This window comes from Pandoraea captiosa (genome assembly GCF_902459775.1).
Taxonomy (GTDB): domain Bacteria; phylum Pseudomonadota; class Gammaproteobacteria; order Burkholderiales; family Burkholderiaceae; genus Pandoraea; species Pandoraea captiosa.
Genome location: NZ_CABPSQ010000018.1, coordinates 25847 through 39391, shown reverse-complemented (window position 1 = coordinate 39391; position 13545 = coordinate 25847). Strand labels below are relative to the sequence as shown.

The 13545-nt window shown below is 60.7% G+C and carries 12 protein-coding genes and 1 tRNA gene; 10 read left to right on the top strand and 3 right to left on the bottom strand.

Going from position 1 to position 13545, the window contains the following annotated elements; all coding sequences use genetic code 11:
• Window position 1: 1 nt before the first annotated feature.
• The 5 genes from pstA (at window position 2) to phoR (ending at window position 4753) form a co-directional block, all read left to right on the top strand.
• Window positions 2-898, top strand: coding sequence for a phosphate ABC transporter permease PstA (gene pstA, locus PCA31118_RS25420; RefSeq protein ID WP_044458290.1), 897 nt, complete (start codon window positions 2-4; stop codon window positions 896-898).
• Window positions 899-969: 71 nt separating this feature from the next.
• Window positions 970-1752 (top strand): phosphate ABC transporter ATP-binding protein PstB, encoded by a 783-nt coding sequence (gene pstB, locus PCA31118_RS25415; RefSeq protein ID WP_039397158.1) that lies wholly within the window; start codon window positions 970-972, stop codon window positions 1750-1752.
• 22 nt (window positions 1753-1774) lie between these two features.
• A complete protein-coding gene (phoU, locus tag PCA31118_RS25410; RefSeq protein ID WP_044456391.1) occupies window positions 1775-2482 on the top strand; it encodes a phosphate signaling complex protein PhoU in 708 nt (235 codons plus the stop codon).
• Window positions 2483-2535: 53 nt separating this feature from the next.
• Entirely contained in the window at window positions 2536-3237 is a 702-nt protein-coding gene (gene phoB / locus PCA31118_RS25405; RefSeq protein WP_010805263.1) for a phosphate regulon transcriptional regulator PhoB, read from the top strand.
• A gap of 175 nt (window positions 3238-3412) precedes the next feature.
• Entirely contained in the window at window positions 3413-4753 is a 1341-nt protein-coding gene (gene phoR, locus PCA31118_RS25400; RefSeq protein WP_150627722.1) for a phosphate regulon sensor histidine kinase PhoR, read from the top strand.
• Window positions 4754-4873: 120 nt separating this feature from the next.
• On the opposite strand, the gene ppk1 is transcribed toward phoR, so the two are convergent.
• Complete coding sequence (ppk1, locus tag PCA31118_RS25395) at window positions 4874-6988, bottom strand: polyphosphate kinase 1 (protein ID WP_150627721.1); 2115 nt, start codon at window positions 6986-6988, stop codon at window positions 4874-4876.
• A 152-nt stretch (window positions 6989-7140) separates the two neighbouring features.
• On the opposite strand from ppk1, the gene ppx reads away from it, so the two are divergent.
• The gene (gene ppx, locus PCA31118_RS25390) at window positions 7141-8691 is read left to right on the top strand and encodes an exopolyphosphatase (protein WP_150627720.1); all 1551 of its coding nucleotides are present in this window, start codon (window positions 7141-7143) and stop codon (window positions 8689-8691) included.
• Between the two features lie 131 nt (window positions 8692-8822).
• On the opposite strand, the gene PCA31118_RS25385 is transcribed toward ppx, so the two are convergent.
• Window positions 8823-9650: a GNAT family N-acetyltransferase gene (locus PCA31118_RS25385; protein ID WP_044456386.1), complete on the bottom strand. Its 828-nt coding sequence runs from the start codon at window positions 9648-9650 to the stop codon at window positions 8823-8825.
• A 197-nt stretch (window positions 9651-9847) separates the two neighbouring features.
• Window positions 9848-10324: a SixA phosphatase family protein gene (locus PCA31118_RS25380; protein WP_150627736.1), complete on the bottom strand. Its 477-nt coding sequence runs from the start codon at window positions 10322-10324 to the stop codon at window positions 9848-9850.
• Window positions 10325-10513: 189 nt separating this feature from the next.
• Between PCA31118_RS25380 and PCA31118_RS25375 the strand changes: the two genes are divergently transcribed.
• The 4 genes from PCA31118_RS25375 to PCA31118_RS25360 all read left to right on the top strand — a co-directional run bounded on the left by PCA31118_RS25375 (window position 10514) and on the right by PCA31118_RS25360 (window position 13189).
• A tRNA-Pro gene (locus PCA31118_RS25375) sits at window positions 10514-10590 on the top strand.
• A gap of 107 nt (window positions 10591-10697) precedes the next feature.
• On the top strand, window positions 10698-11843 hold the full coding sequence (locus PCA31118_RS25370) for a transcriptional regulator domain-containing protein (RefSeq protein ID WP_150627719.1): 1146 nt from the start codon (window positions 10698-10700) through the stop codon (window positions 11841-11843).
• A gap of 112 nt (window positions 11844-11955) precedes the next feature.
• Window positions 11956-12213 carry a helix-turn-helix domain-containing protein gene (locus PCA31118_RS25365; RefSeq protein ID WP_150627718.1) on the top strand — a complete coding sequence of 86 codons (258 nt, stop codon included), beginning with the start codon at window positions 11956-11958 and terminating at the stop codon, window positions 12211-12213.
• Complete coding sequence (locus tag PCA31118_RS25360; protein WP_150627717.1) at window positions 12203-13189, top strand: hypothetical protein; 987 nt, start codon at window positions 12203-12205, stop codon at window positions 13187-13189. Before PCA31118_RS25365 ends, PCA31118_RS25360 begins: the two co-directional genes overlap by 11 nt.
• The last annotated feature ends 356 nt before the right edge of the window (window positions 13190-13545 follow it).

Sequence of the window (13545 nt, the reverse complement as noted above, 5' to 3'; positions counted from 1 at the left end):
GATGACCCAACAAGCGCTCGAATTGGAATCGCCCGCCGTGAAGCCCACCGACGCCTTTACCCGCGTGCGTCTGCAAGCCTATCGCCGCCGCAAGAACATGTTCGCGATCGCCATGTCGCTCGCGGCCATGGCTTTCGGTCTGCTCTGGCTGCTGTGGATTCTGTACACCACGCTCTCGCTGGGCATCGGCGGCCTCTCGCTCTCGCTGTTCACGGAAATGACCCCCCCGCCGAACACGGCCGGCGGCGGTCTGGCCAACGCCATCATGGGTAGTCTGGTGATGGTCGGCGTGGCGACGCTGGTGGGCACGCCGCTGGGCATTCTGGCCGGTGTGTATCTGGCCGAGTACGGTCAGAAGTCCTGGCTTGCGAGCATCACGCGATTCATCAACGACATTCTGCTCTCGGCGCCTTCGATCGTGATCGGCCTGTTCGTCTATGCACTGGTCGTCGCACAGATGGGGCACTTCTCGGCATGGGCCGGCATCATCTCGCTGGCACTCCTGCAGATCCCCATCGTGATCCGCACGACGGAGAACATGCTCAAACTGGTGCCGAACAACCTGCGCGAGGCGGCTTTCGCGCTCGGCACGCCGAAGTGGCGAATCATCGTGAAGATCACGTTGAAGGCGTCCATCGCCGGCATCGTGACGGGCGTGCTGCTGGCCGTGGCGCGTATCGCGGGTGAGACGGCGCCGCTGCTGTTCACGGCGCTCTCGAACCAGTTCTGGTCGATGAACCTGAACCAGCCGATGGCCAACCTGCCGGTCACCATCTTCAAATTTGCCATGAGCCCGTTCGCCGAATGGCAATCGCTTGCCTGGGCGGGCGTATTCATCATCACCCTCGGGGTGCTGTTCCTGAACATTCTGGCGCGCACGCTGTTTGCCAAGAAGTAAGCGGCAACGACACACGACACGACGCGACCATAACGCCACGACAAACGCCTACCTGACGGTTGAGACAGACCATGACGAACCCGACGCAAGAAATCAAGCTGCCCTCGAAGATCGAAGTCAAGAACCTGAACTTCTTCTACGACAAGTATCACGCGCTCAAGAACATCAACCTGCGCATTCCCGATCGCAAGGTAACGGCCTTCATCGGCCCGTCGGGCTGCGGCAAGTCCACGCTGCTGCGCACGTTCAACAAGATGTACGCCCTGTATCCGGAGCAACGCGCCGAGGGTGAGATCAACATGGACGGCGAGAACCTGCTCACCGCGAAGCAGGACATCGCGCTGCTGCGCGCGAAGGTCGGCATGGTGTTCCAGAAGCCCACGCCGTTCCCGATGTCGATCTACGACAACATCGCCTTCGGCGTGCGTCTGTTCGAAAAGCTCTCGCGCTCGGAAATGGACGATCGCGTGGAGTGGGCGCTGACCAAGGCGGCGCTGTGGAGCGAAGTGAAGGACAAGCTGCAACAGTCGGGCTACGGCCTGTCCGGCGGTCAGCAACAGCGTCTGTGTATCGCGCGCGGCATCGCGATCCGCCCCGAAGTGCTGCTGCTCGACGAACCGTGCTCGGCGCTCGACCCGATTTCGACGGGCCGTATCGAAGAGCTCATTGCCGAGCTCAAGGACGATTACACGGTGGTGATCGTGACCCACAACATGCAGCAGGCCGCCCGTTGCTCGGACTTCACGGCCTACATGTACCTGGGCGAGCTGATCGAATTCGGCGAAACCGAGAAGATCTTCATCAAGCCGGACCGCAAAGAGACCGAAGACTACATCACCGGCCGTTTCGGTTGATGCCACGAGGAAAACCTGCGACATGAACGATAAACACCTCTCCAGCCAGTTCGATTCCGACCTGAATCAGGTTTGCTCGCGTGTGCTCGAAATGGGCGGCGTGGTCGAGTCCCAGATCGTGACGGCCATGCAGGGCCTGAACACGTTCGACCGTACGCTCGTCGACGAAGTGATCGCCAACGAGCACCGTCTGAACACGATGGAAGTCGAGATCGACGAAGAGTGCAGCAAGATCATCGCCCGCCGTCAGCCGACCGCGCGCGACCTGCGTTTGCTGCTCTCGATCTCGAAGACGATCACCAACCTCGAGCGCGCGGGCGACGAGGCCGAGAAGATCGCCAAGCGTACGCGCCATCTGCTCGAAGACGGCGCGGCGCAGAGCGTGAATTTCGCCGAAATCAAGCTCTCCGGCGAGATGGCTGCGCAATTGCTGCGTCGCACCCTCGACGCGTTCGCGCGCCTCGATATCGTGGCGGCGGCCGAGATCGTGCGCGACGACAAGGCCATCGACAATGAATTCCGCGGCTTCGTGCGAAAATTGGTGACGTACATGATGGAAGACCCGCGGACCATCTCCGCCGGTCTGGACTTCCTGTTCATCGCCAAGGCGATCGAGCGGATCGGCGATCACGCGAAGAACATTGCCGAGTTCATCATTTACATTGTCAAGGGCACCGACGTCCGGCACATTTCGCGCGAAGATCTGCAGCGCAAGGTGCAGGGCGAGTAAGGCACAAAAGCGGACAACACGCCTGACATTACTGAAGGTTTGAGAGGGAACCGATGCCTAGCAGCATTCTGATCGTGGAAGACGAGCCGGCAATTTCCGAGCTGATCTCCGTTAACTTGCAACACGCGGGTCACTATCCGATCCGGGCGTACAACGCTGAGCAGGCGCTCACGTTGATCAGTGACGTCCTGCCGGATCTCGTTCTGCTCGACTGGATGCTGCCGGGCAAGTCGGGCGTGACGTTTGCGCGCGAGTTGCGCGCGAACGAGCGCACGAAGCATGTGCCGATCATCATGCTCACCGCGCGCAGCGAAGAGCAGGACAAGGTGATGGGCCTGGAGATCGGCGCGGACGACTACGTCACCAAGCCGTTCTCGCCGAAGGAGTTGATGGCGCGCATCAAGGCCGTGCTGCGCCGCCGCGCCCCGCAATTGACCGAGGACGTGGTGAGCGTGAACGGTCTGAAGCTCGACCCGGCCACGCATCGCGTCACGAGCCATCAGTCGAGCGGCGACATCAAGCTTGACCTCGGCCCGACGGAGTTCCGTCTGCTGCACTTCTTCATGACGCACCCGGAGCGCGTGCACAGCCGCTCGCAGTTGCTCGATCAGGTGTGGGGCGATCACGTGTTCGTCGAGGAGCGTACGGTGGACGTGCATATCAAGCGGCTTCGCGCGGCGCTCAAGCCGGCAGGCCACGATGCTATGATCGAGACCGTACGCGGCAGCGGCTATCGTCTGACGAAGTCCGTCTGACAAGGAGAGGCCGGCGCGCCCGAGCGGGTCGGTCGCTTCCGGACCGTCAGGTTCGTCAGGTTCGTCCGGTGCGTCTGGCCCCATTGGCGCCATCGAACGCTGTGCTCAGCGCCTGCCGTGCCCATGCCGCGCCCGCCCGTGGGGTACCGCGCGGCAACCTTCCTGTGCATCGTCTATGAATATCATCTGGGCCCGCGCGCTGGCGTTCCTCATCCTGCAAGCGGCCATTTCGGTGGCTGTCGGCTGGATGTTCGGTGCGAGCGCAGGTTACGTCACCGCGGTCGTTCTGCTGGTGATACAGCTTTTCTTCAACGTCTATCACGCGCAGCGACTTTGGCGTCTGCTCGAAGCGCCGGTCTACGGCGAAGTGCCGAGCGCACTCGGGTTGTGGGGCGAAATCTATTACCGGCTGCACAAGCTGGCCAAGCGCTGGCATAACCAGGTCAAGCAGGTGGAACAACAGCACGCACGCTTCATTCAGGCGATCCAGGCATCGCCCAACGGCGTGATCATGCTCGACGAACAAAACCAGATCGAGTGGTGCAATGCGATCGCCGAGACGCATTTCGGTATCGACGCCCGGCGAGATCTGCGTCAACAGATCACCCATCTTCTGCGAACACCGGCCTTCGTGCATTACTTGTCGTCGGAGCGCTACGACGAGGCGCTGCTCATGCATCACATGGGCGAAAAGCGCAACAACGTGCTCTCGATGCAGGTGTTTCCCTATGGCGACAATCGCAAGCTGATCATCTCGCTCGACGTGACCGATCTGGAGCGCACCGACGCGATGCGGCGCGACTTCGTGGCGAACGTCTCCCATGAACTGAAGACACCGCTCACGGTGCTCTCCGGCTTCCTGGAGACCGTTGGCGAGCTGCCATTGTCGCCAGACGAGATTCAGCGTTACGTCGAGATCATGCGTCAACAAGCCGGGCGCATGCAGAACATCGTGAACGATTTGCTGACGTTGGCGAAGCTCGAAGGCAGCGGCAAACCGCCGCCGGACGACCGCATCGACATGGGCATGCAAATGCGCTCGCTGCGTGGCGATGCCGAGGGGTTGTCGCAGGGTCAACACGTGATCGAAGTGCTCGGCGCAGACGGTCTCGACCTGCGCGGCGCGGAAGGCGAGTTGCACAGCGCGTTCAGCAACCTGGTGAGCAATGCCGTGCGTTACACGCCGCAGGGCGGCAAGATCCGCATCGAATGGGGGGCGACGGAAGACGGCGGCGCGCGTTTCGCCGTCATCGATTCAGGACTCGGCATTCCCGCCGAGCACATCCCCCGGCTGACCGAGCGCTTCTATCGCATCGACCGCAGCCGCTCGCGCGACACGGGGGGGACAGGGCTCGGACTCGCCATCGTCAAGCACGTACTCACGCGCCATCAGGCCGATCTGCGCGTGACCAGCGAGGAGGGGCGCGGCAGCACGTTCGCCATCCATTTCCCGCCGACGCGCGTGGTGCATCGCACGCTGATCGAGGCCCCGAAGCAGGTGTCGGTGGACGGTTGACACGGGGCAGCATGCGGGTGGGTCAGCGCGACCGATTTCCGTAGAAAAAAAGGCGCTCGACCTCGCGGCCGAGCGCCTTTTTCGTTGGGCGTTGCGGCGCGTGCCCGCGAAGTCGTCCGCTCAGTTCCCCGTTTGCACGTGCTGCGTGATTTCCTGCATCAACACCATCTGGCTGTTGTATGGCGTCTTGCCCGCCTTACGTCGCGCGTAGCTGCCGTCTGGCCGCATGAGCCACGACAGCGTGTTGTCGCGCAGATGCACCATCAGCCCTTCGCGAATCACGCGCGCCTTCAGGCGCTTGTCTCGCACGGGGAACGCAACTTCCACGCGACGGAAGAAGTTGCGCTCCATCCAGTCGGCGCTGGAGAGCATGACGTGCTCGTCGCCGTTTGCGTAGAAATAATAGATGCGATGGTGTTCGAGAAAGCGCCCGACGACCGAGCGCACGGTAATGTTCTCTGACAACCCCTTTACCCCGGCGCGCAGTGCACAAACCCCTCGCACGATCAGGTCGATCTTCACGCCGGCGCGCGATGCCTTGTAAAGCTCGGCAATGATCGTCGGTTCGAGCAGCGCGTTCATCTTGGCAATGATGCGGGCCTTTTTGCCGGCCATCGCCGCTTCCGTCTCACGGCGAATCGCTTCGAGCAGGTGCGAATGCATCGTGAACGGCGACTGCCAGAGGCCATGCAGGTGAGTCTGGCGACCAATGCCGGTGAGTTGCTGGAACACGACGTGGACATCGGCGCACAGCGCTTCGTCAGCGGTCATCAGGCCGAAGTCGGTGTACAGACGCGCCGTGCGCGGGTGATAGTTGCCGGTGCCGAGGTGAACGTAACGCTTGAGGAACGTCTTCTTGCCCTGGCGCGTGCGACGCACCACGAGCAGCATCTTCGCGTGGCACTTGTGGCCGACCACGCCGTAGACGACGTGCGCGCCAACCGCTTCGAGGCGCGCCGCCCAGTTGATGTTCGTCTCCTCGTCGAAGCGCGCCAGCAGTTCCACGACCACCGTGACTTCCTTGCCGTTGCGCGCGGCTTCCATGAGGGCGTCCATGAGCGCCGACTCGTTGCCGGTACGGTAGATGGTCTGCTTGATGGCGACGACATCCGGATCGCGCGCCGCTTGCAGCAGCAGTTCGAGCACGGGCTGGAAGCTGTCATACGGATGATGCAACAGCAGATCGCCCTGATCGATGAGATCGAACATGGCGGGCGAAGCGCTCATGCGCTTGGGCAATGCCGGAACGAACGGTACGAATTTCAGGTCCGGCCGGTCGACCATCTCCGGCAGCGGCATCAGGCGCACCAGATTGACGGGCCCTTTGACGCGGTAGCAGTCCGAGTCGGCCAGTCCGCACTCCGTCTGGAGTCGGCGCACCAGGCGTGCCGGGGCGCCGGCGTCGACTTCGAGCCGAACGGCGTCACCGAGGTGGCGCGCGGGGAGCTCGCCTTGCAGCGCGGTGCGTAAATTGGTGATTTCGTCTTCGTCGACGAACAGATCGCTGTTTCGCGTGACCCGAAACTGATGGCACGCCTTGGCGGTAAGGCCGGGGAACAGCTCGCTGGCAAAACGCAGCATGAGCGAGCTGAGCAGCACGAAGCTGTTCGGCAACGGCGCGAGCGCGGCCGGCATGGGCACCAGACGGGGCAGGGCGCGGGGCGCCTGAACGATGGCGAGTTCCGCGTCGCGGCCGAAGGCGTCCTTGCCTTCGAGTTCCACGGCGAAGTTCAGGCTCTTGTTGAGCACGCGCGGGAACGGGTGCGCGGGATCCAGCCCGATGGGGGTGAGCACGGGGACCAGTTCGCGCAGGAAATAGTCGCGCGCCCATTCGACTTGCGCGTCGTTCCAGCTGCCGGACGGGTGAAAGGCGATGCCCTCGGCCTCCATGAGCGGGAGCAGGCTGTCGAACATGGCATATTGCTTCTCGACGAGCGCCTGTGCCCGGGCGCAGACTTGCGTGTAAACTTGCTGAAACGTCATGCCGTCGGGCGTGAGCATGCCCGGATTTTCGCGCATCTGCTCCTTGAGCCCGGCGACGCGAATTTCGAAGAATTCATCCAGATTGCTACTCACGATACAGACGAAGCGCAGGCGCTCGAGCAATGGCGTGGCCGGATCGGCTGCCTGGGCAAGCACGCGTTCGTTGAACGCGAGAATGCCCAGCTCGCGGTTGAGCAGCGGGTAATTCATGTTGAACGTGCGGAAGACATGGGATTGGCGTGAATTCTTCATTCGTATTGTTACAGTTATATGACATTCACATTTGTCAACGACGTGTCATATTCGATTTGTAACGTATTCGTCATTTATTTGTCGAGTGCCCGTCATGCTTTTAAAGTTGAGCATCGGGCTTTTCGGCCTTCTTCGCTTCGGCGCATTCCCACATGAGCACCCCATCGCCATTGTTAGCGGCCGTCGACCTCGGCTCGAACAGTTTCCGCCTGATCATCGGCCGCGTGGAGGAAACATCCGCGGGGACGCAGATCTATCAGGTCGATGCGCTGCGTGAACCGGTGCGGCTCGCGGCGGGACTGAACGCCGAGAAGTACCTCGATCATCCGTCCCAACAGCGGGGCTGGGAGGTGCTCAAGCGTTTCGGCGAGCGACTGCGCGGCTTTCATCCCGATCAGGTGCGGGCGGTGGCAACCAACACGTTGCGCGTTGCCAAGAACGCGCAGGACTTTCTTGGCGAAGCCCAGCGTGCCCTGGGGTTTCCCATCGAAGTGATTGCCGGACGTGAAGAAGCGCGCCTGATTTACGCCGGGGCGGCGCATTCCGTGCCCACGTGTGCGGGCAATCGTCTCGTCGTGGACATTGGCGGCGGCTCGACCGAGTTCATCATCGGTCAGGACTACGAGCCATTGATCATGGAGAGTCTGTACATCGGCTGCGTGAGCCACAGTCGGCAGTTCTTCCCCAGCGGCAATGTCGACGAGTATGCGATGAAGCAGGCCGAACTGGCCGCGCGTCGCGAAATTCAGATCATTTCCGCGACCTATCGTGAAGCGGGGTGGTCCCAGGCGATCGGGTCGTCCGGCACGGCGCGTGCCCTGGCCGAGTTGCTCGAAGCCAATGGCTTTAATGACGGCGGCGTGCACGGCCTGACCCGTGGCGGCCTTGAGCGTCTCAAGCGCGCCCTCATCAAGGCGGAGAACGCCAATCGTCTGAAACTGGCCGGGCTCAAGCAGGATCGTATTCCGGTGTTGCCGGGCGGCCTGTCGATCATGTTGTCCGTCTTCAACGAGCTCGAAGTCGATCACATGGAGACAACCGACGCCGCGCTGCGTCTGGGGGTCATGTACGACCTGCTGGGGCGTACGCAGCATCAGGACATGCGTGCCGTGACGGTCGAGCAGTTCGTGCGCCGGTACGGCGTGGATCGAGCGCAGGCCGAGCGGGTCGGGCGTCTCGCCATTTCGCTGTATCGTCAGTTGCCGCTCGACGTGGCGGGCGCGCACGCCAAGGACGCCGAAGACGAAGCCAGCGAAGTGGACGATGGTCGTGAGGAAGGCGAGGCCTTGCTCAACTGGGCGTCGTCGCTGCACGAGATGGGACTCTCGATCTCGCACAGTGCTTATCACAAGCACTCGGCCTACATCGGAAGCAATGCGGATATGCCGGGCTTCTCACGCCCGGATCAGGCGCGTCTTGCCGAGTTGCTGCTGGGGCACGTCGGCAAGTTGGGCAAGCTCGCCTCGCAGGCGCAGCAGGTCGATTGGCAACTGCTGTTTTGCCTGCGGCTGGCGGTCCTGTTCTGTCGTCGCCGTACAGACGCGCTGCCGGACAGCATCGAAGTCGAACGTCTGGGCGACGGCTTTCAGGTGTCGGTGCCGCGTCAGTGGATCGATGCCAATCCGCTCACCGATTACAGCTTGCAGCGCGAAGCGCAGGAGTGGGAAAAGATCGGCATGCGCTACAAGGTCGTGTACGCCTGACGTGCGCAGTGCCATCGGCATGTGAGGTGCAGCAAACGAAAAGCCCGGCATTTGCCGGGCTTTTCGTTCCTCTGCACGTTGGCCTGCAAGGCTGCAACGCTCAGGGGCGCAGTACCTCGGGGGATCGTCTGTCAGGCTTGTTGGAGCTTGCTCACGAGTTCCGGTCCGAGGAAGTGACGCGCGTAACGCGGATTCATGTCGGAGAGGCGGAACAGGGTGAGGAAATCCGCGGTATTGAAGTCGGGGTCCCAGGCCGGCGCGCCGCAGATGCGGGCGCCCAGACGCAGGTAGCCTTTGACCAGAGCAGGCGGCTCGACGTCGAGCGTCGATTGCAGCTCGTCGACCGGTAGTGCGATGCGGGGCACGGCGTGGTACTCGGCCGGGGCCATGGAGGTGTCCTGGAGCTTGCGGTAGAGGCTCGCGGCGTAGTGGCCGCCATCGGCCATCGGCACGCTCGCGCAGCCGAGCATCGTCTCCAGTCCGTTGCGCAGCATGTACTCGGCCAGACCGCTCCAGAGCGCCATGATGACGGCGCCGTTGCGGTAGTCGGTATGTACGCACGAGCGACCGGTTTCGAGCATCTTCGGGCGCAGATGGTCGAGGCGCGACAGATCGAATTCGCCTTCGGAGTACAGGCGGCCGAGGCGTTTGGCCTGGGAGGGGGGCAATACGCGATAGGTGCCGACAACCTTGAGCGAGTCCTGATCGCGCACGATCAGGTGGTCGCAGTATTGGTCGTATTCGTCGACGTCGAGGCCAGCCGGGCCCTTGACCGATGCGCCCATTTCTTCGGCGAAGACCTGGTATCTCAGGTGCTGCGCTTCACGAAGCTCGCTTTCGTCGCGTACCCACGCCACAGCCAGATTCGGTTTGACAGGCGTTTCAGGGCGAGGAAGACGCCTCCGCGACGTGGGGGTCAACGAAGAGAGCGGCATAGTGGGGTTCGGCAGGTCGCGCATAAAAGCCCTTTTTGTGACGGTCGCGTTGCGACGTACTTTAAAAAGCATCAATGTCGATTCCGTGAACGGTAGACGACAATTCTATGACAAAACGTCCGCTGTCATGAGGCAGCCCCCTGATTCATTGCCTTACGACGTCCATTCCATGGGGCTTTCGGGGTTTTGGGATGGCGAGTGCGCAGCGCGCACGAAATGTGTCAGATCAGGTCCGGATTGATGACGGCGCGCACCACGACCTGGCTTTCGTCTTCCCGGCGGCGGGAAGCGAGCCACCAGATACCGCCCTTTTTGATGGTCCAGTAGGCCTCCTGACCGCTGAGCAGGAGCGCGGCGAGTTGACCGAGGGCCGGTTGATGGCCGACCAGCACGACGGTCTGGGCGGTGCCTGGCCAGTCGATGGCGCCGAGCAGTGTGACGGCGTTGGCGCCCGGGGCGAGGTCGCGCACGATGCGGGGCGTCGGCGTGAGCGCCTGAGCGGTCTGAACGGCGCGAACGGCGGGGCTGGACAGAATCAGCGCGTCGTCGGGCAGGCGGGGGCGGAGCCACTGAGCGGCCTTGTCGGCCTGTTTGCGGCCCCGATCGGTAAGTTCGCGGGCCAGATCGGCCTGGGCGCTGAGGGCGAGGGTGGCAGGCAGGTTTTCGGCGTCGGCGTGACGCCAGAGAATCAGGTTCATCGACACGGGTTCTGGCATGGTGAACCTCCCACTATGGCGGGCTTTCATGGCGGCGGCATGACCGTCGGTGGAACCGGGATGACGGTGTCATTGTGCACCGCCCATGCAGTCGGCGCCGGGAAAATGCCGGGAATCTGCACAACCATTTGACGCGGCGCAAGGAAACCTCTAGAATTCGTCCTCTTTCGTCGGAGCGTAGCGCAGCCTGGTAGCGCATCTGATTTGGGATCAGAGGGTCGTAGGTTCGAATCCTATCGCTCCGACCAGCAGGATCAAGGGGTTAGCTTCGGCTAACCCCTTTTCTTTTGTCCCTGCAGTGTGCCATTGCTACTCCTTTGCTACCATCTGTAGCGGCGTCAATAAGGAGCATTGAATGATGGCAATGGCTTGCGTTCCGGACGAGTTTCGCCTCTTCGTCGTTCGTGCCGATTGGCGCGATTCCAATTTATATCCTCGGGATACGCTCCACGACCCATCGATTTGGGCATGGGAATTCCTGCGTAGGAATAATGGTTACGCGCGGGACTATGACTATTGGAATGATAGGGTATGTGAAGATGTACCGGCAATCCCGCTGCCAAAGATGCTGCTCGACGGCTACTATTGCGATCCCGAAGCCATTCCGGGAATGAGGTACGACGAGTATAAGAAGGCATACCCAATCCATGTAGTCCTTTCCGTCCAGGATTACCTTCGCGAGCGTTGGGGTGTTATTCGTTTGGTTGACCCGTCGCTATCAGCTGCAGAAGTAGAGAAGCGTTTCCCAGGAGATGATCCACGAAATCGACTTTCGTGGATATTCGCGTCGACTACGCCGCAAGTCATCAGTCCTGCCCCCGGGTTTTCTGCCAAGAGTTACTTATTTCATAAGCACTTATCGTTGCCTGTTTCTGGATACTGCACGGGCACCGAAGTGATGGTTCGCCTTGATATCACTGGAAACTTCGATGTGCAAATGGACTCGCTCCGACGGAAAATCGGCGGGCTCTTTGAAGGAGGGGATCGTGGCGGTGAGACGCTCAGCGGCAGTCGCGAGCAATTCCTTCAGATTCTTGAGCATTCAGTTGGTTCTTCCGTTGATGCGGATCAAAGAGAAGCGCTTGAGGCGTTTCTCGCAGTTAATTCAAACTGGAATTCCACGTCGGCGAGATACGATACGCTCCAGAGCACTGCTCGAATGGTCGATCTCATCGGGTCCCTCGAGGCGGGTACGCTGAAAGGCGAGTTGGAAGCAAAGTGGGGGGACAAATTTCCCCCGATCTCAGTATCTGGGTTGGATTTTTCGCTAAACCCATATCTTTCGCCCAGTCCAGCCCACTACTTGCAGGAGCATCTGCGCATACGCGTTCCATTGCGGAAGGCGTTGCATAAATACTTCACTTTTCACCACCTCTCCGGAGGGAAGTCAGTGATTAAGCTGATCAATCGGTGTTTGGACAACGCATACCAGTTCGCCGGAGGCGGCCACGCGCAGGTGGCAAGAATGTCGCCTCCTAAACGAACGAAGAAAAAAAGATAACGCAATACATTTTCGTCCCCCGACCATTTTGTATTCTCGCTCAGGGCTGATCTCCATAAATTGACGTTGCCACGAAGGTTGTGGCGAAACTTCATGAGACTAGGAGATCAGCATGACCGAAACACCCGTCCCCGTGCCGTATGTACTCCAGGAACTGCTGCATGAGTTCCTGGACGATCGCGCACTTTCGTCCAAACTTGATCTGAGCCCGAAGACCCCGGCGCAGTGGCGCTATCTCGGCAAATTTTCGGAGGAGTTGCCCTACTACAAGTTCGGCCGCTCCGTCCGCTACCGCCGTGAAGATGTTGACGCGTTCATTGAAAAGATGCGCGTTGGCGGCGTTGCTGCGGAGGTCTACCGTGCCGAATAAAGCTCTGTCCAACGCTGGTCCTGTCCACCGCCGCGTCGACGGCACGGGGGCTGTCACTCGCCGTCGTAGCATGTCCTTCCTCGCGAAGATCAACAGCATTTCGTCTGGCTTGACGGTTGTCGAAACTCCCGAACCCTGTTTGGGGGCGGTTCGCGAGACCTTCGAAACGCAGTTCGCGTGCGGCGGTGAGATTGCCGGCGTTTGCTCGCCTCCGGCCGAGTTTGTGTGGTCCATGCATTCCGGAGGTGTGCGCGTGCTGGACGAACTCAATGCGCTTGCCGCCTTGGAAGGCAATGCCAAGCACACGGCTCCCCGTGAGTTCTATCAGGTTGGGACGCGCCGCAACTACAATTTCTGCAGCGATGAAGGACTGGAAACGCTTGTGCCTATTATTGATAGCGCTAACTGTGGGTGCGTAACCTTTTCGCAATCCTGCGGCGCGCTGTCACTGGAACAATTGGTCGCCGCTATCTACGAAATTCGTTCGGCAGCCGAGAAGTCGTCGGCCTACGCGGTGATGTTCATCGGTCATTCCGAACGAGAGCAGATGCCGGACATTCGTGATTTCTGCGACGAGTACTTCAACGTTGAAGAGTGCGAGCCCGATCCGAATGCCCACCAGGCGTTCTCGATTGCATCCGCGCGACTCCGTAACATGTACGTGTTCGGCTACGGCAAGGTGATGTGCAACCTTCGCATGACTGACATGGGGTACGAGCGAACGTTCGAGCCGTTCATCGCCAAGTCGCTTCTTGATCGCTTGATCTGGAAGTTGCGTGCGTCCGGCAAGTCCCTTGCTGAAGTCGGCAGCCTGGTTGACCTGCACAAGTCGAACGTGAAGCGCCGCTTGGATGAAATGCGTCCTCCCTGTAAGCAGACGATCCCGATGAGCCAGCTTGAACAGTACATCGACTCGCTGGTCTTCGACGACGTGGATACGTCGAACTCGGACCTCCCGGTCGACGACTTCGATTAAGCGTTGCGGGCGGGAATCGCAATTCGCGCAACTGGCGCAACGCCGGGCTAGGTCACACTAGCCCGGCGTTTTTCATTCGAATCCATTCTTTCTGCTCGGGAGCGATGCGCCCCCTTTTCTCGCCTTATACTTGCTCGCTCCCGAGCGGAGCGCATTGTGCGCATCAACAGAAACGATCCGGGGAATTAGCAATCGATCGCTACCGCCACAGAATACTAATCTATATCCCCTCATCTACGTCCACCGCTAGGCTTCCGCAGCAACATCCCCCAAAATTCCCCGCAGTTCTCCTCATCCACGATGTCGAATCCAAGAAGTTGTAAAGGGCATGTGCAGCTCCCTTTTACTCAACTCGC

Bases quoted from the DNA above. Each gene is read 5' to 3' on its own strand.
- pstA (WP_044458290.1), top strand. From the start codon at position 2: ATGACCCAACAAGCGCTCGAATTGGAATCGCCCGCCGTGAAGCCCACC.
- pstB (WP_039397158.1), top strand. From the start codon at position 970: ATGACGAACCCGACGCAAGAAATCAAGCTGCCCTCGAAGATCGAAGTC.
- phoU (WP_044456391.1), top strand. From the start codon at position 1,775: ATGAACGATAAACACCTCTCCAGCCAGTTCGATTCCGACCTGAATCAG.
- phoB (WP_010805263.1), top strand. From the start codon at position 2,536: ATGCCTAGCAGCATTCTGATCGTGGAAGACGAGCCGGCAATTTCCGAG.
- phoR (WP_150627722.1), top strand. From the start codon at position 3,413: ATGAATATCATCTGGGCCCGCGCGCTGGCGTTCCTCATCCTGCAAGCG.
- ppk1 (WP_150627721.1), bottom strand. From the start codon at position 6,988: ATGAAGAATTCACGCCAATCCCATGTCTTCCGCACGTTCAACATGAAT.
- ppx (WP_150627720.1), top strand. From the start codon at position 7,141: ATGAGCACCCCATCGCCATTGTTAGCGGCCGTCGACCTCGGCTCGAAC.
- PCA31118_RS25385 (WP_044456386.1), bottom strand. From the start codon at position 9,650: ATGCGCGACCTGCCGAACCCCACTATGCCGCTCTCTTCGTTGACCCCC.
- PCA31118_RS25380 (WP_150627736.1), bottom strand. From the start codon at position 10,324: ATGAACCTGATTCTCTGGCGTCACGCCGACGCCGAAAACCTGCCTGCC.
- PCA31118_RS25370 (WP_150627719.1), top strand. From the start codon at position 10,698: ATGATGGCAATGGCTTGCGTTCCGGACGAGTTTCGCCTCTTCGTCGTT.
- PCA31118_RS25365 (WP_150627718.1), top strand. From the start codon at position 11,956: ATGACCGAAACACCCGTCCCCGTGCCGTATGTACTCCAGGAACTGCTG.